This window comes from Mycobacterium sp. OAE908, assembly GCF_017872775.1.
In the GTDB taxonomy this organism is placed as follows: domain Bacteria; phylum Actinomycetota; class Actinomycetes; order Mycobacteriales; family Mycobacteriaceae; genus Mycobacterium.
In genome coordinates, this window is sequence record NZ_JAGGJL010000002.1 from 263340 (window position 1) to 282055 (window position 18716).

The 18716-nt window shown below is 65.8% G+C and carries 20 protein-coding genes; 7 read left to right on the plus strand and 13 right to left on the minus strand.

Translation table 11 applies throughout. The annotated features are described in order from the left end of the window. Position 1: 1 nt before the first annotated feature. The 5 genes from J3E61_RS26445 to J3E61_RS26465 are packed head-to-tail and all read right to left on the minus strand — an operon-like array spanning position 2 to position 4959. On the minus strand, positions 2-820 hold the full coding sequence (locus J3E61_RS26445; RefSeq protein WP_192723584.1) for an NAD-binding protein: 819 nt from the start codon (positions 818-820) through the stop codon (positions 2-4). After that, positions 820-1734 (minus strand): alpha/beta fold hydrolase, encoded by a 915-nt coding sequence (locus J3E61_RS26450; RefSeq protein ID WP_210085897.1) that lies wholly within the window; start codon positions 1732-1734, stop codon positions 820-822. The genes J3E61_RS26445 and J3E61_RS26450 overlap by 1 nt, the downstream gene beginning before the upstream one ends. Beyond that, positions 1731-3386, minus strand: a complete 1656-nt coding sequence (locus tag J3E61_RS26455; RefSeq protein ID WP_210085898.1) for an OB-fold domain-containing protein — start codon at positions 3384-3386, stop codon at positions 1731-1733. The genes J3E61_RS26450 and J3E61_RS26455 overlap by 4 nt, the downstream gene beginning before the upstream one ends. Beyond that, positions 3383-3694, minus strand: a complete 312-nt coding sequence (locus J3E61_RS26460; RefSeq protein WP_210085899.1) for a ferredoxin — start codon at positions 3692-3694, stop codon at positions 3383-3385. Before J3E61_RS26460 ends, J3E61_RS26455 begins: the two co-directional genes overlap by 4 nt. Further along, the gene (locus J3E61_RS26465; protein ID WP_210085900.1) at positions 3691-4959 is read right to left on the minus strand and encodes a hypothetical protein; all 1269 of its coding nucleotides are present in this window, start codon (positions 4957-4959) and stop codon (positions 3691-3693) included. The genes J3E61_RS26460 and J3E61_RS26465 overlap by 4 nt, the downstream gene beginning before the upstream one ends. A 36-nt stretch (positions 4960-4995) precedes the next feature. On the opposite strand from J3E61_RS26465, the gene J3E61_RS26470 reads away from it, so the two are divergent. Continuing rightward, positions 4996-5469, plus strand: coding sequence for a hypothetical protein (locus tag J3E61_RS26470; protein WP_210085901.1), 474 nt, complete (start codon positions 4996-4998; stop codon positions 5467-5469). Here the strand turns inward: J3E61_RS26470 and J3E61_RS26475 are convergent. Genes J3E61_RS26475 through J3E61_RS26490 form a run of 4 tightly spaced genes read right to left on the minus strand, consistent with a single transcriptional unit; the run spans position 5466 to position 8983 of the window. Next, positions 5466-6338: an alpha/beta fold hydrolase gene (locus J3E61_RS26475; protein WP_192723578.1), complete on the minus strand. Its 873-nt coding sequence runs from the start codon at positions 6336-6338 to the stop codon at positions 5466-5468. The two genes, J3E61_RS26470 and J3E61_RS26475, sit on opposite strands and share 4 nt — an antisense overlap. Further along, positions 6335-6727 (minus strand): Rieske 2Fe-2S domain-containing protein, encoded by a 393-nt coding sequence (locus tag J3E61_RS26480; protein ID WP_192723577.1) that lies wholly within the window; start codon positions 6725-6727, stop codon positions 6335-6337. The genes J3E61_RS26475 and J3E61_RS26480 overlap by 4 nt, the downstream gene beginning before the upstream one ends. Position 6728: 1 nt before the next feature. Further along, positions 6729-7871, minus strand: coding sequence for an amidohydrolase family protein (locus J3E61_RS26485; protein WP_210085902.1), 1143 nt, complete (start codon positions 7869-7871; stop codon positions 6729-6731). Positions 7872-7888: 17 nt separating this feature from the next. Further along, the gene (locus J3E61_RS26490; protein ID WP_210085903.1) at positions 7889-8983 is read right to left on the minus strand and encodes an amidohydrolase family protein; all 1095 of its coding nucleotides are present in this window, start codon (positions 8981-8983) and stop codon (positions 7889-7891) included. Between the two features lie 283 nt (positions 8984-9266). On the opposite strand from J3E61_RS26490, the gene J3E61_RS26495 reads away from it, so the two are divergent. The 6 genes from J3E61_RS26495 (at position 9267) to J3E61_RS26520 (ending at position 15739) form a co-directional block, all read left to right on the plus strand. Then, positions 9267-10265: an acyl-CoA dehydrogenase gene (locus tag J3E61_RS26495; protein WP_210085904.1), complete on the plus strand. Its 999-nt coding sequence runs from the start codon at positions 9267-9269 to the stop codon at positions 10263-10265. Next, positions 10249-11436, plus strand: coding sequence for an acyl-CoA dehydrogenase family protein (locus J3E61_RS26500; RefSeq protein WP_192723573.1), 1188 nt, complete (start codon positions 10249-10251; stop codon positions 11434-11436). The genes J3E61_RS26495 and J3E61_RS26500 overlap by 17 nt, the downstream gene beginning before the upstream one ends. A 5-nt stretch (positions 11437-11441) precedes the next feature. Beyond that, a complete protein-coding gene (locus J3E61_RS26505; protein ID WP_192723572.1) occupies positions 11442-12209 on the plus strand; it encodes an enoyl-CoA hydratase/isomerase family protein in 768 nt (255 codons plus the stop codon). Positions 12210-12221: 12 nt separating this feature from the next. Next, on the plus strand, positions 12222-13520 hold the full coding sequence (locus J3E61_RS26510; RefSeq protein WP_210085905.1) for an acyl-CoA dehydrogenase family protein: 1299 nt from the start codon (positions 12222-12224) through the stop codon (positions 13518-13520). After that, on the plus strand, positions 13510-14289 hold the full coding sequence (locus tag J3E61_RS26515; RefSeq protein ID WP_210085906.1) for an SDR family NAD(P)-dependent oxidoreductase: 780 nt from the start codon (positions 13510-13512) through the stop codon (positions 14287-14289). The genes J3E61_RS26510 and J3E61_RS26515 overlap by 11 nt, the downstream gene beginning before the upstream one ends. 88 nt (positions 14290-14377) lie before the next feature. Then, a complete protein-coding gene (locus tag J3E61_RS26520) occupies positions 14378-15739 on the plus strand; it encodes an amidase (RefSeq protein WP_210085907.1) in 1362 nt (453 codons plus the stop codon). Here J3E61_RS26520 and J3E61_RS26525 read toward each other — a convergent pair. The 4 genes from J3E61_RS26525 to J3E61_RS26540 are packed head-to-tail and all read right to left on the minus strand — an operon-like array spanning position 15736 to position 18709. Continuing rightward, positions 15736-16176: a hypothetical protein gene (locus J3E61_RS26525; RefSeq protein ID WP_192723568.1), complete on the minus strand. Its 441-nt coding sequence runs from the start codon at positions 16174-16176 to the stop codon at positions 15736-15738. The genes J3E61_RS26520 and J3E61_RS26525 overlap by 4 nt on opposite strands. 53 nt (positions 16177-16229) lie before the next feature. After that, complete coding sequence (locus J3E61_RS26530) at positions 16230-17606, minus strand: cytochrome P450 (protein WP_210085908.1); 1377 nt, start codon at positions 17604-17606, stop codon at positions 16230-16232. Between the two features lie 31 nt (positions 17607-17637). After that, entirely contained in the window at positions 17638-17832 is a 195-nt protein-coding gene (locus tag J3E61_RS26535) for a ferredoxin (protein WP_210085909.1), read from the minus strand. Positions 17833-17848: 16 nt separating this feature from the next. After that, positions 17849-18709 carry a mycofactocin-coupled SDR family oxidoreductase gene (locus J3E61_RS26540; RefSeq protein WP_192723565.1) on the minus strand — a complete coding sequence of 287 codons (861 nt, stop codon included), beginning with the start codon at positions 18707-18709 and terminating at the stop codon, positions 17849-17851. Positions 18710-18716 lie beyond the last annotated feature (7 nt).

Here is an 18716-nt window from a genome sequence, read left to right on the forward strand (position 1 = left end):
CTCATCGCGGGTGATCCATCGACTTCAAGGCGGCGTCGGCGGCATCGAACACCGCACCCTCTGGCGCGGAGGCGGCGGCGGCGAGGCTCGCGGCGTGCCGGACATCCTTCTGCAGCAGCCCGCCGGCGATCGGTGCCAGGCCGTCCAGCGTTCCGCCGAACACCGCGATGCTGCCGAGCGCCTTGCTCACGGCGGACCCGCGATTGAGGACCTCGCACAGCTTGTCGCGCGGAATGCCAAGGGCGTCGCCCAGTTCGAGTGTGGTGATCGCAGTGCCGAGGTTGGCGCTGAACAACAGGTTGTTCAGGATCTTGGTGACCTGGCCGCTGCCGAGCGGGCCGAGATGCACGATGGGGTCGGCATAGGTGGCGAACACCGGCTTGCAGCGCTCGACCACGTCCTCTTCGCCGCCGATCATGACCAGCAGCTTGCCCTCCTCGACCGCAGGCCCGCCGCCGCTCACCGGCGCGTCGATCACCGAAACCCCTTGAGCTGCCGCCTTTTCTGCGATCTCCCTACAGGTGTCGGGGTGTACCGTGCTGTGGATCGCGACGATTCCACCGGAGGCCAAGCCTGCCAACACCCCCGTGTCGCCGTACAGCACCTCGCGGACATCGTCGTCGCCGACGACGCACAGGCAGACGAGGTCGCTGGCGGCGGCGAGTTCGGCAGGGGAGCCCGCGGTCTTCGCGGCGGTGTCCGCGTACGGTTCGAGGCTCGCCTCCCGCCGCGCCCACAGCGTGGTCTCGAAGCCGCCCTCGACGATCCGCCGCGCCATGGGGCCGCCCTGACTGCCCAGTCCGATGAATCCGACGCGCATCAGCCCGCCTCCCGTTCTTTCGATGTGCCCTGTTGCGCGGCAACGCATTCCCCGACGAACGACAGCACCTTCGCGTGATACGCGTCGGCGCGCAGCGATAGCGACAGGTTGTGACCGGTGCCGGCTTGTTCGTTGATCGTGAATCGTGGCGACAAGCTGAACATGGTCTCGATGTGGGCCAGCGTCTCGGCATCCGACTGCCACACCCGCTCGTGTTCGGCGACGGTGAACTGCACTGGCACGGCTATGCGCGCCGCGAGCTCGGGAAAGTACTGCCGTGGCCAGCGTTGCGTCATGTCGACCTCGTAGAGGGCGCCGGACGTCGAGTTCGTCATGCCGGACAACACGTCGTCCGGATACAAATGCGCGGGCTGCCACAAGATGTCGCGCAGCCCCTTGGGGCGTTGCGTCGCAGTAGCGGTCTTCAGGATCTCCGCCGTATCCGGGTGGTATTCCACACCGGTGCCTGCCAATTCGAGTCCGATGACACCGGCGTCCTCGGCCCTGTCATCGCTGGCCAGTCGCACTGCGAGCTCGCACCCGGCCGAGTGGCCGAGCAGAACCAGTCCGACCCCGCGAGGGTTCGCGCCAAGCACCTTGTCGATCGCGCCGTATGTGAGCGCCACCCGTTGTTCCGGATGCGCCATGGCATCGGGGTAGGGTGCCGACGCACCGTAGCCCGGCCGGTCGAGCGCCATCATCGTGTACCCGTTGGCGACGCCGGTGCGCAGCAGTGACAAGTCCGGATGGCCGGGGCAGTCGAAATATGCTGCGGTGCTTGCCCCTCCGTGGAAGGCGACGACGACGGCCTTCGGCTCGTCGGCGAGTGCGACCAGGCCCGACATCGGCACGCCGTCGACGAGGACAACGCGCGGGCGGGGAGCCGCTTCGGCGGCGACATTGGGCCCTGTCATGTGTCGGTCCTCAACAGGATCGCTCCGCTCGGGGTGAGCCCCCCGCTGCTGACCACCGCGACCCGCGCGTCCTTCACCTGACGCTCACCCGCTTCCCCGCGGAGTTGGGTGACGGCTTCGTGGATCAGGCCCATGCCGTGGGTGCGGCCGTGCGACAGCTGACCGCCGTGCGTGTTGAGCGGTATCACGCCGTCGCGGGCGATGGCCGCGCCGCCGTCGAGGAAGTCTTTCGACTCGCCGATGCCGCAGAAGCCGAGCGCCTCCAGCCATGACAGACAGTTGAACGTGAAGCCGTCATAGAGCTCGGCGACATCGACGTCCTTGGGCTGCAACGAGGTTCGCGTCCAGAGATGGGCGGCCTGCCCGAGCACCTGTGGTTCGTGGGTCAGCGTGGTCTGGTCCCAGTCCGTGCGTTCGACGATCTGGGTGCCGACGGCTTCGAACAGCACCGGTTTTTTGGGCATGTCTTTGGCGACGTCGACCGCCGACACGATCACCGCGATCGCACCGTCGCACGGGACATCGCAGTCGTAGAGCCCGAACGGCGTCGTGATCGGGCGCGCGTTGAGGTAATCGTCCATGGTCATCGGGTCGCGGTAGATGGCCGTGGGATTCAGCGCGGCATTCGCGCGCTGGTTCAACGCGATCCAGCCGAGCGTTTCCTTGGTCGTGCCGTACCGCGCGAAGTGGCGTTGGGCGTTGAGCGCCAACGTGTGAGCCGCCGACGTGGCGCCGAACGGCATCTGCCAGCTGGAGGTGCGGGCGCCCCCGGGCGGGGACATCCTGCCTTCCTTCATCAGCTGCTGGAATGTGGCCTCCCACAGCGTGCGGAAGCACAACACGTGCCGGGCCATGCCCGTCGCGACGGCCATCACCGCGGCGATCACCGACCCGCCGGGCCCGAAGGTGTCCATGCCGCCGTTGATCCATGTCGGACGCAGCCCGAGCGCACCTTCCAATGCGCTGACCCCGCCCTCGCCCATGCCTGCGATGTCGAGCCCGGGATAGGTAGAGAGCCCGTCGATGTCGTCGAACGTCAAACCCGCATCGGCAACGGCTTGTTCGCAGGCGTCGATGGTCAACGACAGCGGCGGCACCATCTGCCGCCTGCCCAGCCTCGACATCCCGACGCCGGTGATAGCCGCGGCGTCTTCGAACTTCTTCTTGGTCAGCATCGGCGCGACGTGCTTGCCGAAATCCTGTGGCGCGATCTCGTCGACGGCCTGCGGGCCGGTCTCGGCCGCGGTCGCTGGCCGGAACAACGGCAACCAGACGGCGCCGGCGTTGTCGGTGAGCTTCTCGAACGTGACTTCAACGGCCTGGCCGAGCGTCAGCTGATCGGGCTCGCAGTCAACAATGTTGGTGGTCAACCGAACTCGCGGGTCTTCGACGATGGCGACCTGTGCGACGACGTACGGCGGCGGCAGGTCGGGGAAGCCGAATCGATGGTTGACGGTAAAGGCGCTGAGCGTCGCCTTGCCCGATACATCGCGCACACCCATGTTGCGGCTGCGGCAGTACCTGCATACCGGCTGCGGCGGATGGATCAATGCGTCGCAGTCGCGACATTCCTGGATGCGGAGCACACCGTCACCGCCCGCGGTCCAGAAGAACTCGTTCGCCAACGTCAGCTCGGGCAGTGGTCTTGTCACCGGACGAACTCCGAGATCGCCTCGCTGTCCTCGGTTTTCGGCGCGGGCTCGGGCGACTCGTGTGCTTCGTGCTGGGCCGCCCTGTCGCCAGATGGCCGGTGTTCGCCCATGTAGATGATCGCGTGCACAGGGCAGTCGAGCAACGCCCGCATCACCGCGTCGCGGTCCGCCGCGGGCACGGTGCCGTCGCCGATCAGCGATGCGTAGCCCCAGTCGTCGAGCGAGAAGTACTCCGGCGCATGCTTGGCGCAGACGCCGAAGCCGTCACAGAGTGTTCGGTCGAGCCGAATCCGCAAGCCGTCACTCATGATTGAGGCACCGCCTCCACTTCGTAGGGTCGTACGGCTTCGAAGACTGCAGTGCGGCAGGTCGCACAGTCGTTGGCGAGGTGTTGGGAAACCAGTTGCGGGAACTGCCGCAGCAGGCTCGCCGCGACGTTGGTGGCGCCGTCGAGGGTGCCGCATGCGCCGCGCCCGCGCAGCACCACCGACCATCGCTCGAGGCGGGCCAAATCCTCATCTGTTGCCACGCCGTCGCGCAGCGCCGATGTGACAGCGGCCATCGCCGCGGTGCCGTTGAAGCACGATCCGCACTGCCCGGCGTTCTCACGGTCGAAGTACGACATCACGGAGGCGGCGACGGCGACGGGGCAGTCGTCGGTCAGGATCGAGATCGCGCCGCAGCCAAGGCCGCTGCCGAGTCGGCGGATCGTCTCGTGGTCGAGTGTCGCCTCGAGGATGTCGGTGTTGAGCAGGCCCGCGAAGTAGCCGCCCATCAAGGCTCCGCGGACCGACTCGGCAGGCAGGCCGTGCACGTCCAGCAGGTCGGAAAATGCTGCGCCGTGCGGAATCTCGTACAGCGTTGCGGGTCGCCCGCCGCCGGTGATGGTGGCCAGGAACGTGCCAGGCGACATCGGCGTCCCAACGGCGCGGAACGCCTGCGCGCCGTGCTGGTGGATGTACGGCAGGTTGGCCAGCGTCTCGACATTGCTGACCATCGTCGGCAGGCCCAGCACCCCTTCCTCGAACGGACGAGGCGGTTTGTCGGTGGGCTTCGCAGGGCCGCCGTTGATGCGACGCACCGCGGCCGTCTCCTCGCCAGCCACATAGGTCGGTTCGACGGTCACAACACTGACGCGGGTCGCGCCGAACGCCTCTGGCTTCAGCTCACCCAGCGCCGATGTCACCGCGGTGGCCGACTGCGAATCGGAGACGTACACGTACGCGCGCGACGCGCCGACCATTGCGGTGGCCAACCGGAGCCCGTCGAGCACCAGATGCGGCCTGTTGCGCAGCAGCCATCGGTCCTTGACCGAGGCGGGCTCGCCCTCTTCGCCGTTGGCGACCACGACCGTCTCGGAGCCTGCGCGACCGGCGTCGCGCACCGTGTGCAGCTTGGTGCCGAGGGGGAAGGCGGCGCCGCCGCGGCCCAGCAGCCCCGACAGGTCGACCTGCTCCATCAGTGCATCGGCGTCATCGAGGGGCAGATAGGCGCTCTCAGGCGACGACCGCAGCAGTCGCGGCTCAGAGTCCGGCCATGCCGCGACGATGAGTTCGGTCGTGGTGGAGGTCATGGGACGTCCTTCCTGCCCGTGGATAGGCTGTTGGACGTGAGGACCGCGGTGGTGCGCATCGGTGTGGATCGAGCCGGTGAGCTGGCGCCCGCGCAATTACGTGATGGCATGGCGCGCCTGCGCGAGTTGGCAGGGCCGGCGGGCTTCGAGGTGGTAGAGAACGATCTCGCCGATCTTCCGCCGCAACGACGTGAGGTCGAACTGCTGATCGCCGGCGACGACCCAGCCGAGCTCGAACGGCGCGCGGTCCAATTGTGCGCCAACGCATTCGGCACCACACCGGTACCGGGAGTGGTCACGTACATCAGCCGCGGCACGGACGACGACGCGTACGGCGTGCTGGCCGGCCTGGGGCTGACCGGAGAGATCGACCGAGTGCCGGGGGACGATGGCTGGGACGTCGTACACGTGACGCTGCGCAAAGCGGACCTGGAGCGGGTGCCCGAAAGTCGCGTGCACACGGCGCTCGAAGCGTCGCTCAACTGCGAGGTACACATTCGCACTCGCTAGCCGTCCAGGAACTTCAGGATCGCGGGGGCGGCCTGCACCCAGGTGTCGAACATGTTGAAGTGCTTGACCTTTCCCAACGCGTTGTCCTTCGCCGCCTGCTCCCAGGCGTCCTCCGGCCACGGCGGGTCGATCAGTTCGGAACCCTTTATCAGACAGCTCACCTCGAGCGATGTCCGCTTCGGGTGGTCATAGTCGTTCTCACCGCCGCGGATGATCAGCGTGGGCACCTTGATGTTGTCGAACATCCCGTCGTCGACACCGGGAATGGTCTGGCCGGGCTTGGACACGAATGCGTTCAGCCAGCGCATCATCACCTTGACGAACTCGTCGGGATCGAATGACAGTATCCGCGCTTCGTTGGCCGGATTCTCGGCGATGCGCTCTTTCCATTCCTTCAGGTGCAGCAGGCCTTCCATCCCCATCGTGAGGACCGGTCGGATGTTCGGCGTGATGTAGTGCGCGCCGAGCACGAAGGTGCCGTACACGCCGCCGACGATGTTCCACACGACGAGCTTGGTGGCGATGTCCGGGTACAACATGATCGTCAGCATCGAATCCCGTGCGCCGCCCGAACCGCCCGCCAGTATGCATGGCCCGATGTCGAGTTTGGTGATCAACGTGTGCAGCGTTTCCGCGCGCATATGGGATTCGGACTGACCGTAGAACTGCACGTCGGACTTGCCGCAGTTGGGCCGGTCCCACAGCAGCACGCGATAGCCGCCCTTGACCAGTTCCTCCGCCAGTGGCCGCAAACCGGGGATGTCCTTGCTGAAGCGGCCGCCTGGCGTCAGGACGAGGTAATCACCTTCGTCGCCGAGGATTTCGTAGACGACGTTGCCACCGTTGATCTCAATTGATTGTTCGGTCATGCCTGCACCAACACGTCCTTACCGACTACACGAACGGGGTATGTTCGGATGCTCCACTCGGGTTTGACCGCGGTGGTGCCCGTCGCGAGCTCGAAACCCCATTGGTGCCACGGGCAGTAGATGAACTCGAGGTCGCGCACCATCACCGCGTCACCTGGCACGCTGTCGTCCACGACGGTGCGACCACGTGCACGGCCTGAGCACAACGGTCCGCCCTCGTGTGGGCAGTAGTTGGCGATCGCGTAGAACGTGCCGTTTACGTTGTAGACCCCGACCCCGTGGCGCCCGATCGGGACGAGTTTGTGTGTGCCAGGCGGGATCTCGTCCACCGTGGCGACGACATGCTCACGCCCCTGCGCCAGCCGAGGCGTTTTCTCCGTGTCAGCCAATTCAGAACACCCGGACCTGACCCTCGAGGGCAGGCACCGTCTCAGGCAGGTGATAGGTCGCGATGCCGTTGCGGAACATCACGGCCTCCCTTGCATGCTCGGGCAGGTGCTTGACCAGCCACCGCGGGTCGTCGAACGTCCAGTGCGGATAGTCCGAGGAGAAGAGCAGGATCTTTTCGCACTCCATCCACTCGAATGCGCGCGTCAGCTCGGTCTTGTTCTCCGGATAGTCCAGCGGCTGGGTGGTGAACTTGATGTGGTCCTTGACGTATTCCGACGGCTTGCGCTTGATGTCCAGCCAGGACTTGCGAGCCTCGTAGATCGCGTCCATTCGCCACATCAGCGGCAGGATCCAGGTAAACGCGTGCTCCACCAACACGATTCGCAATGTCGGGAAGCGGTCGAAGAGGCCGTCGAAGACCATGCTCATGACCTGGTTCGCGGCCAGCAGCGAGTACGTGACCATGAAATCGTGGTTGTAACTCGGGAACCCGACCGGGGGGATCGGCAGCTCCTCATGATGGCTGCGCGAGAGGTGGCAGCTCACGGTGATGTCATTTTTGGTGGCGGCTTCCCAGATCGGGTTGTACTTCGGATCGCCCCACGCGGGCCGCGGTTCGGCCTTGATCAGGATTTGGCCCATGTAGGGATGCCCGGCCCACCGATCGATCTCACGGGCGGCGTCTTCGGGAGCCTCGATCGCCACGCAGATCGAACCACGCCAGCGCTCGTGCCAGTTGTTGTGGCTGTCGAGCCAGTGGTTGGCCTGCCAGTCGTTGAGCGCGCAGCTCATGGCGTGATTCACCTCGGGAAAGCGCGCGGGGTAGGCGGCCGGCTCGAGGATCGCGATGTCTGCGCCCGCCTCCATGATCAGTTGTTTGAACGCCAGATCGGGGTCGCTGCCCGCGAATTCACCGTCGCTCGGGAAGGTGTCCGTGCGCATCGCGTAGGCGTGCGCGTAATCCGGTGCGTCGTAGTAGATCTGGTCGCCGATCCTGCGGGACAGGAAGTACTTGCTGCGCCACGGTTCCGGTATGTATTGCGCCAGGACCCCGCTCTTGGGCACCGGATGCACGTCGGAGTCGACGCAGCGAACGGCGATGCGTTCCGCGGCCGGCTTGCGCTCTGTCACTGTGACCGTCATCGTGGCCTCCCTATCTCCTACTGTGCGCTCACGCCGGCCGCGACGTCTATGCCGTAGAGTTCAGCGGCGTTTCGCCAGCACAACTTGTCGCGTTGGTCCTCGGTGTACGAGGCGGGCACCTTCAACTCATTGAGCTGCCAGTGCGGATAGCTCGACCCGTACATGACCATGTCGTCCTTGCCGGTGAAGCCGAACCACTCGCCTGCGAACTCGGTGTCTCCCGGGCCGTCCATGGCGCCCTGGACGAAGTAGGTGTGGCCTGGCAGATAGTCGCTCGGCATTTTCGGCGCCCATGGCGTCTGTTCGAGATGAGGTCGCCCGAAGCAGTCCATCCGCCACATGAACGGCGTCAGCAGGTCAGCGGCTCCGTCGGCCCACACGAACTTCAACGTGGGCATCTTTTCGAATACGCCTTCGACGATCAGGTTCATCAGGTGATACAGGTAATTCAGCGCCATGAAGCTGACGTAGTTCTCATATGTCCTCGGTACGCCCGACGGCGTCGGCGCGAAGGACACGCCCGCGCCCACTTCGATGTGCACCGACACCGGCAGGCCCGCGTCGGCGGCCGCTTCCCACAGCGGCCAGTACTGCGGCTTGCCGTACAGCTCACGGGACTGCAGCGGAACGCCGATCTGAACCACCCGCGGGTGGTCCTTGTACTTGGCGATCTCGCGCAAAGCGCCTGCGATGTCGTCGGGATTGACCCGGATGGTGCCCCGGAACCGGTTGGCGTAGGGGTTGTCCTCGAGCCAGCGCGAGACCATCAGCTCGTTGTGCGCAGCCGCGATGGCGGTGCCGAGATGGCGGTCGGGCATGATGCCGCGTGTCATCGGGTGCAGGATCGCGATGTCGACGCCGCGCTCGTTGAACAATTGCCCGCCGACGAATTCGGGGTCCGATCCTGGATAGCGACGATCGCCCTCGGTGTTCGGGGCGTACTCGCCGCCCGGCGCGCCGTACCAGTCCATCTCGTAGTCGGGGAACCCGCGGCTCTTGAACGGCTCGCGAAGGAAGCTGCGCAGATCCTTGTTCGACTTACTGAAGATGTGCACGCTGGCATCGATGACGGGCGTCTTGAAGCCAGCCGCGGTCCCGTCTTGTATCTGCATCGCCAAAGGTGTCCTCCGATGTCATCCGGCCGACGCGAGCGCGTTCGAGCGCTGCGCGGAGCGCGCCGGATGTACCTAGTGTAAAGCGTAGTTCTTCAATAGCAAGAATCTAGTTCTCAGCGAATCGCTTACCTTCGCCCAGGTCAGAGTGTGTGCTGGTCAATCGCACGGCGGTCAGCCGGCGAAATGCGGTAGTCGAATACAGAGAACGCTTACAGCATCTAAGGAGAATGTTATTCTCGTCCCGACGCGCTGCGTGTGACGAGGTCCCCGGGAGGCTTGGGTGTTACTGGAGTTCGATGCCGATCAGCGGCTGTGGCAGGAGACCGTCCGCGACGCCGTAGCCAAGCAGTGCCCCGCGTCGCTGGTGCGATCCATTGCCGAGAACGGCGTAGACCCGGCCCCGCTGTGGCAGACCTACATCGACGCAGGCTGGACGGAGCTGACCGACCCGGAGAACTCGGTCGAGTTGGCGATCGTGCTCGAGGAGCTCGGCCGCGCCACCGACCCGACGCCCTATCTCGCGACGCTGACGCAGTTCGCCCCGCTGGTCGGGGACCGTTTCGACCCGCAGCAGGCGGGCGCGGCGATCTACAGCGGGGTGACGGCCCGCCGGGACGCGGAGGGTTGGGTGCTCGACGGCACTGCGCATCACGTACTCGACGGTGACCGCGCCGAGCGACTCGCGGTAGTCACTGCCGCTGGGGTGTTCGTCGTCGACGCATCCGTGGTGGCGTCCCGACGCAGCCCGGTGTTCGATCCGGTGCTGCACATCGCCGAGGTCACCTTCGCAGGCGTGCGCGTTGCCGACAGCGACCGCGTGCACGTCGATCCCGAGAAGGCCCGCCACGTGGCACTCGCCGGCATGGCCATCTCCACCGTCGGCGCATGCCAGCGCATCCTGGATTTGGTGCTCGAGCACGTCAAGCAGCGCCAGCAGTTCGGGGTGGCGATCGGATCCTTTCAGGCGGTCCAGCACAAGGCCGTCGACATGCACGTCGCGACCGAGCGGGCCCGCGCGTTGTCTTACTTTGCCGCACTGACCATTTCGGCCGACGATCCGCGCAGGCGACTGGCGGCGGCGATGGCCAAGGCCGCCGCGGGGGAGTGCCAAGCCCTGGTGTTCCGGCACGGCCTGCAGTTGTTCGGCGCGATGGGCTTCACCTGGGAGAACGACCTGCAGTTCGCCCTCAAGCGCGCCAAGGCCGGAGAGCTGCTGCTCGGCGGCGCTGCCGAGCATCGCGCGATCATCGCGGAGGAATATCGTGCAGCTGACTTTTGATTCCGACGTCGAGGAGTTCCGCGCCGAGTTCGCCGCCTTCCTCGACGAGCACGTTCCGTCGGAAGCCGAGACGCTCGAGCGGCCGAAGTCGGTGTCGCACATGCCGCAATGGGCGCGCGACTGGCAGCGGTTGCTGTTCGACAACGGCTGGCTGCTGCCTGCCCAACCGCCGGAGTTCGGTGGGCGCAACGCCACCGTGCTGCAGCAGTTCGTGCACCTCGACGAGTTGTGCCGGCGCCGGATCTACCACAGCTTCAACCCGCAGGGCGTCAATATCATTGCAGCGTCGCTGCTTTCGTTCGGCTCCGACGAGCAGAAGCACCGCTGGGCGGTGCCGGTGCTGCGCGGCGAGAAGACCGCGTCGCTTGGCATGAGCGAGCCGAGTGCCGGCTCCGACCTGGCGTCACTGCGCACCCGGGCGGATTTTGTCTCTGATGTCGATGGCGACCACTTCGTCGTCAACGGCCAGAAGGTGTGGACGTCGGGCGCGCACGACGCCGACTTCCTGCTCACGTTCGTGCGCACCGACCCGGATGCCCCCAAGCACAAGGGGATCAGCGCGCTGATCATCCCCACCGACACCCCAGGCGTGGTGTGTCGGCCGTTCGCCGACATGACCGGCCAGGACAACCTCGACTTCAACGAGGTGTTCTTCACCGACGCGCGGGTGCCCGCCGAGAACCTCGTCGGCCCGCTCAACGGCGGCTGGGGTGTCGCCAACGGGTCGCTCGGCCACGAGCGCACGATGATGTGGCTGGGCTTCGCCGACCGCATCGACAACATGATCGCCGACTTCCGGCCCCGCACTGCGCTGCAGCGCGATCAGTACGCCACGACGATCATGGACTACCAGGCGCTGCGAGCGATGGGCTCGGCTGCGCTGGCGCGCGCGGCGCGCGGCGAGATGGACACCGCATCCGTTTCGGTGCTCAAGCTGTTCGGTTCGGAAGCCGAACGGCAGGCGTTCGAAAATGCGCTGACCGCTGCCGGTCCGGACGGGCTGACCCATCCCTCGACGTCGGGGCCCTACGCGCACATGAACCTCGACCATTACTTCGTCAGCTGGTTCGAGCGCTATGCGCGAAGCTTCGGCGGCACGATCGCGGGCGGCACATCCGAGATCCAGCGCAACATCATCGCTACCCAGGTGCTCGGCCTGCCGCGGCGCTGAGTCCGGTGACGCAGACCCTCGCCCTCGACCGGCCGCGGCCCGGTGTCGTTGTCCTGCAACTGAATCGGCCTGCTGCGCTCAACGCGATCAACGAGGTCATGCGCGACGAGCTCACGGAGACCTTGGCCACCATCGGTGCGGATGCCTCGGTGCACGTCGTCGTGCTTACGGGTGCAGGACGTGGGTTCTGTTCGGGCATCGACGTGCGCAACTTCGGACCCGTGCCGTTGGAGGCGTCTGATCCGGCGATCGACAGGCTGCGGTTCCAGGAGGCGATGGCCGCACTGCCCCAGGCGATTTGGGACCTGCCGCAGCCGGTGATCGCTGCGGTGAACGGGCCCTGCGTCGGCGCGGGATTCGCGCTGTGTCTGGCCTGCGACATCAGGATCTGCTCGACGGCGGCCAGTTTCGGTAACGGTGCGATTCTCCTCGGGCTGTCGGGCGCCGAGATGGGCATGAGTTATCACCTGCCCCGGATCGTCGGGACGAGTGTCGCCGCCGACTGGATGCTGACCGGCCGGACGGTGTCTGCAGCCGAGGCCGATCGCCGGGGACTGGTCAGCGAACTGGTCGAACCCGACCACCTGCTCGAGCGGGCACTGGAGTTGGCTTCGGGGATAGCGGAATTGGCGCCGCTGGGAGTGCAACTGACCAAGCGCGCCCTGCAGGTGAATACCGACGCGGCAGGCCCGGGCGCTGCCATGGAACTCGAGAACCGCAACCAGGTGCTCACCCATGCCACTCCCGAGGCCGAGGCGCGACGGAAACGCTGAGAGGAGACGACGATGGCGTGGGACTTCTCGACCGACCCGCAGTGGGCGGAGCAACTCGCATGGGTGGACGCTTTCGTGCGCGAGGAGTGCGAGCCGATCGATCTGATCGTCAAGGAATCCCACGATCTGTCCGATCCGGTGCGCCAGGCGCTGATTCCGCCGCTGCAGAAGATCGTGAAGGGCCGCGGTTTGTGGGCCACACATCTCGGCCCGCACCTGGGTGGTCCCGGCTACGGGCAGGTGAAGCTGGCGCTGCTCAACGAGATTCTTGGCCGGTCCGAATGCGCGCCGATCGTCTTCGGCTCGCAGGCTCCCGACTCGGGCAACAGCGAGATCCTCGCGCACTACGGCACTCCCGAGTTGAAGAAGCGGTATCTGGAGCCGCTGCTGGACAACCGCATCATCTCGTGTTTCTCGATGACCGAGCCACAGGGCGGTGCGGATCCGAAGGTGTTCACCACGACCGCGACTCAGGACGGTGATCACTGGATCATCAACGGCGAGAAGTGGTTCTCGTCGTTCGCCTCGATGGCGTCCTTCATCATCGTGATGGCGATGACGGATCCCGACGCGCCGCCGTACGAACGGTATTCGATGTTCGTCGTGCCCGCCGAAACCCCCGGCATCAACGTGCTGCGCGACGTCGGCCTCGGCCATCAACCGATCGGCGGCGGCCGCGAGGGCTATGTGCGCTACGAGGACGTCCGGGTACCAGCCGATCACATGCTCGGACCGCGCGGCGGTGCGTTCGTCGTCGCGCAGACACGGTTGGGCGGCGGGCGAATACATCACGCGATGCGCACCGTCGGACTGGTTCGGCGCATCTACGACATGATCTGCGAGCGGGCGGTGTCGCGGTACACCCAGGGCGCGATGCTGTCCGACAAGCAGTTGGTGCAGGAGATGGTCGCCGACTCGTGGATGGAGATCGAGGCGTTCCGGCTGCTCACGTTGCAGACCGCATGGAAGATCGATCAGCACAACGATTACAAGGCCGTGCGCGCCGACATCTCGGCGGTCAAGGCGATGATGCAGAAGGTACTGCACGACGTGTCGGCCCGTGCGCTGCAATTGCACGGGTCGCTGGGCACCACGCACGAAATGCCGTTCGTTTCATACCTGGTCGAGTCGTTCGTTCTCGGCTTGGCCGACGGCCCGACCGAGGTGCACAAGGTGACACTGGCCCGTCTGCTGCTGAAGGATCACAAGCCGGCACCCGACATGTTCCCTTCGGAGCACCTCCTTCGGTTGCGGGAAGCGGCGGAGGCGAAATTCGCCGACAAGCTTGCGGGGATTCCCCGTGTCCTGTGACGGCAAGGTGGCGTTGGTCACCGGCACCAGCCGTGGGCTCGGCAAGGCGATCGCGCGGCGCCTGGCAGCCGAAGGCGCGACCGTCGCGCTCACCGCTCGAACCATGGAGCCCGACCCGAAATACCAAGGCTCCCTTCGCCAGACGCTGGATGAGATCAACGGCTCGGGCGGCACGGCGATCGCCGTCCAGGCAGATCTGTCCAACGCCGACGACCGCGAGCGGCTGTTCGCCGAGGTGGTGGAACGTGTTGGGGCGCCCGACATTCTGGTCAACAACGCCGCCGTCACCTTCCTGCGTCCGCTCGACGAGTTTCCCGACCGTCGGGTGCGACTGATGATGGAGATGCACGTACTGGCGCCTCTGCACCTGACTCAACTGTCGATTCCTGCGATGCGCGAACGCGGTGCCGGTTGGGTGCTCAACATCACGTCGGTCGGTGGCGATCTGCCCGACGGACCGCCGTTCTCCGAGTTCGACCGTACCGCGGGGTTCGGCATCTACGGGACGGTCAAGGCCGCGCTGAACCGGCTGACGAAAAGCCTGGCCGCCGAGTTGTACGACGACGGCATCGCGGTCAACGCCGCAGCGCCGACGAATCCGGTCGCCACCCCGGGCGCGGGCACGCTGGACCTGGCCAAGGTCGACACCGAGGACATCGAACTGATCACCCAGACCTCCTTCATGCTGTGCACCGGCGATCCGAAGGTGCTCACCGGCCGGATCGCCCACACCCAGACGTTCCTGCGCGAAGTGGGCTGGTTGACCTGAGCGCCGAGTGTGGGCTCGTGTCACGCCGAAGCAGCATTTTGCGTGCGGGTAACCCACGTTCGCGGCAGGGGTGGGGCAGGATGACGTCGTGTCCGACATCGCTTTTCAGCCGGCCCGCGCACTCGCCCAAACCATCCGTCGCCGCGAGGTCTCGAGTCGGGAACTGCTGGAGCACTACCTGGGGCGGGTCGCGGCGCTGAACCCGCCGCTGAATGCCGTCGTGACCCTCGACTCCGAGGGCGCGCGGCAGGCTGCGGATGCCGCCGATGAGGCGTTGGCCCGCGGCGGCGAGGTCGGACCGTTGCACGGCGTGCCGATGACCATCAAGGACTGTTACGACACGGCGGGCATTCGCACGACGTGTGGAGTCGAAGACTGGGACCGGGTGCCGGAGCGTGACGCCGAGGCGGTGCAACGGCTACGCGACGCGGGTGCGGTGATCTTCGGCAAGACCAATACGCCCGCCTTTACGGCGGACTGGCAGACCTACAACCCGATCTTCGGCACGACCAACAATCCGTGGGACACCACGCGCTCCAGCGGCGGGTCATCCGGCGGATCGGCGGCCGCGCTCGCGGCGGGGTTGACGCCACTCGAATTGGGCAGCGACATCGCGGGGTCGATACGGCTGCCATCGAACTGGTGCGGAACATGCGGGCACAAACCGAGTTTCGGTGTCGTACCGCAGCGGGGGCACCTGCCGTCGGCGCCAGGGGCGCTCGCGGATCGGGACCTCAACGTCGTCGGCCCGATGGCGCGCGACGTCGACGATCTCGAGATGGCCCTCGGCATCCTCGCCGGGCCGATAGGTGAGCAGGCCAAGGGCTGGCGGCTGGAGCTTCCGGCCGCTCGCGCAAACACGTTGTCCGAGTTGCGCATAGCGACCTGGCTGGACGATCGGACGTACCCGGTCGCGGACGACGTGCGCGGTGTGCACGAAACGGCCGTGACCGCGCTGCGCAAGGCCGGTGCCCGCATCGTCGACTCTTCGCCGCCGGTGACGTTGACCGAAGTGGTCTCGTTGCACATGGAGCTGCTGTATCCGGTGATGGAAGCATCATCGGAGATGCTTCATCGAAACTGGTTGGCCGTCAACGAGAAACGCGAGGGGCTGCGGTCGCGGATGACGGAGTTCTTTCGCGACGTGGATGCCCTGCTCATGCCTGTTGCGGTGGAGGCGGCGATTCCACATGATCACGACGCGCCGTTGGCGGCCCGCGAGATCCGCACACCCGGTGGCAGTCGGCCGTACCTTGACTTGTTCGGCTGGGTCGGCCTTGCGACCGTGGCCTTCCTGCCCTCGACCGCCGTCCCTGTCGGGCGCACCGCACAAGGACTGCCGGTGGGTCTTCAGATCGTCGGGCCCTACCTCGAGGACCGCACGACGCTGGCGGTGGCCCGCTGTATCGAGAAGACGCTCGGTGGCTTCGTGCCGCCGCCCGGCTTCTAGAGTCGCTGCAGGGCGAACGTCCAGAACTGCGATCCGGGCGGACCGTTGAAGCAGCCGACGTCGTAGACGGAGTTGATTTCCCCGGCCTGGGTGACCTCGTTCCACGTATAGGTGTCACGTGTCGGCATCGCATAGCCGGGAAGGCACTGCAAGCCGTCGGGCACGTCGACGGTCAGAGTGTAGGTCCCGTTGTCGAGGTGCGCGTAGCCGTCGTAGAAGGCGTAGAACTTCAGGCGAGGGGCCGCGCTGACCCGCAAGCAGTTGGTGTCCACCGGGGCCGGGCAGGCCGAGACGAACCAGAACCACGACGCCCGCTCATACCGGTTCGTGTTCACGTCGTAGTTCCCGGGCTGCATCATCGCCTGGGCAGGCGGCGCGGCCACCGACGCCGCGGCAGTGAGCACGGCCGTTGCAATCGCGAGTGTCATCGACTTCATGGTCGTCCCTTCGTCGATCCCAACCCGATGGCTGCCTATCAAACCACTCGTCGTCAATTGACGACGGCGGATTCCTTACGTTCGGTGATCGGCCGCGCCAGTTCCTGCTCGTCGCAGATGCGTTGCAACTTCTCGAGCGTTTCGTCCAGCCCGGGCCCCAACGGCTTGCCCGGCGTGAACGTGGCAGGCAGATGCTTCATGCCCTGGATGACGCCGATGGTCTCGTAGTGTTCGGTGCCCTCCGGATCGCACACGTAGTCCGGCATCCGGTCGAGCACGGAGGTGAGCATCGACTTGAAGACGGTCCTGGCGACATTGGAGCCGACGCAGCGGTGCACACCGATACCGAAGCTGAAGTGCCGGTTGCCCTTTCGGTCAAGGACGATTTCGTTGGGCGAATCGAACACCGACGGATCGCGGTTGGCCATCGCCCACGAGACCCAGAGTCGCTCACCCTCTTTGAACTGCTGGCCCTCGACTTCGACGTCCGCGGAGAACGTGCGGCCGTCGCCGGGCGCGGGCGTGAAGAACCGCAGGAACTCCTCGGTGGCAGGGTTGAGCAGGGTGTCGCGTTCCCGGCTGAGTAACTCGCGCTGATCGGGGTGATCGGAAAGCCACTCCAGCGCGTGCGCCGTCAACGCGGTGGTGGTGTCGAAGCCGCCGCCGATGATCAGGCCGAGGTTGCCGAGGATTTCCAGGTCGGGTGCCGGCTCGCCGTTGATGCGCAGCTGCAGCAGCGCATTCACCAGCCCGGGCCGCGGGTTTTCGCGGATCTCGTTCATGGTGTTGATCATGTCGATGCCCATCTGCCGGTTCATCTCGGCGACGCGTGCGGCGTCGGGCGAGTGTTCGGGGGTGGACACCGAAAGGTGCGCAGGCTCGCTGTAGACCGGCCACTTCTTCAGCTCGATGCCCATCATCGCCAGGGTGAGCACCGCGGGCACGATGTTGGCGAGGTCGTCGACGAAGTCGATGCGGCCCGACTCGATCTTCTCGTCAAGGGCTGCGCGCACGATCTCGTCGACGAACGGTTGCCAGCGCTTGACCGCGGCGGGGGACAGATACGGGTTCAGCGCGCCGCGGTAGGTGCTGTGCTCGGGCTCGTCCATCTCCAGAATGCCGCCGCGCACCACGGTGGCGCGCTGCGCCTTGGGGATCGTGATGCCCTGATACGGAGTCTGGCCGGTCAGGTCGTGATGATTGGAAACCGCTGGGCAGCGCGCCAATTCGAAGACATTCTTACTGTCCGCGGCCACCCAGTGCCCGTTGTATGTCTCCGACCAAGCCACCGGGCACTTGGACTGCATTTCCTCGGTGATCTTCTCGAACTGCAGCCGGTACTCGGGCGTGTGGCGGTCGAAGTAATACTTGTTCTTCTTGCGGTCGCCGTCGGTGGCGGTGCCTTTTGCAATGTCCTCGACGTTGCTCAAGACGTTGTCTCCCTTGGCTTTCGGTAGCTGCTCATTCTTCGATCGTGATCGCCTGTTCGGGGCACGAATGCACCGCCTCGCGGACCGCATTCTCCTGGTCGGGCGGAACGACTTCGTTCACCGGCGAGGACGTGCCGTCAATGTCGCTGAGCTCAAAGGAATCCGGCGCGATCATCGAGCACAGCGTGTGGCCTTGGCAGCGCGCAGAATCAACGAAAACCTTCATGGCGATTCCTCTTCGATCAGATGTGGTAGTCGTACCACTTGAGGTAGCCGCCCGCGTCCACGCGCTGCTGTGTGCCCGTGATGTAGCGGGCCTCGTCGGAGGCCAGGAAGAGCACCATGTTGCTGATGTCCTCGGGCTCGATCCACGGCACCTTCATCGCCTGTTGGACGTAGAACACCGGTTCGGCGTCGGCCTTGGTCGGGTGCTCCAGGTCGGGGCGGAACGACTTGTACATGGGCTCGCTCTGCAGCATCGGGGTGTTGCAATTGGTCGGGTGGATGACGTTGGCGCGGATGCCCCGCGGTGCGAGTTCGGTCGCAAGGTTGTGGACGTACTGCGACAACAGCCGCTTCGAATGAAGATAGGCAGCGCCACCGGGGTCAGTGCCGGGGTTGTCGTTTTTGGACACATCCATCAGCGCGGCGGTTGAGCCGGTGGCGATGATCGACGCGCCCTCGCGGAGGTGCGGTAGCGCGACGTGGATGGCGTTCAACGTGCCGATCAGGTTGGTGTTGATCACGTCGACCCAGCCCTGCATGTCACCGGAGCCCTTCATGCCCGCGATGCCGGCCGACGTCACGACGATGTCGAGTCCACCCAGTTCGGAGACAGCGTTGTCCACCGCCGTTTTGAGTTGACCGGCGTCGCTGACGTCAACCTTGGCCGTCACGATGCGCTGCCCGGTCTTCTCGACGAACTGCGCCGTCTCCTCGAGATCCTCCGGTGTTGCCATCGGATAGCCGATCGTCGCGAAGTCCTCGCAGCGGTCAACCGCGATGATGTCCGCGCCCTCTTCTGCCAGCCGTATCGCGTGGCTGCGGCCCTGGCCGCGCCCTGCACCGGTGACGAATGCGACTTTTCCTTGAACGCGTCCCATTCGAAGC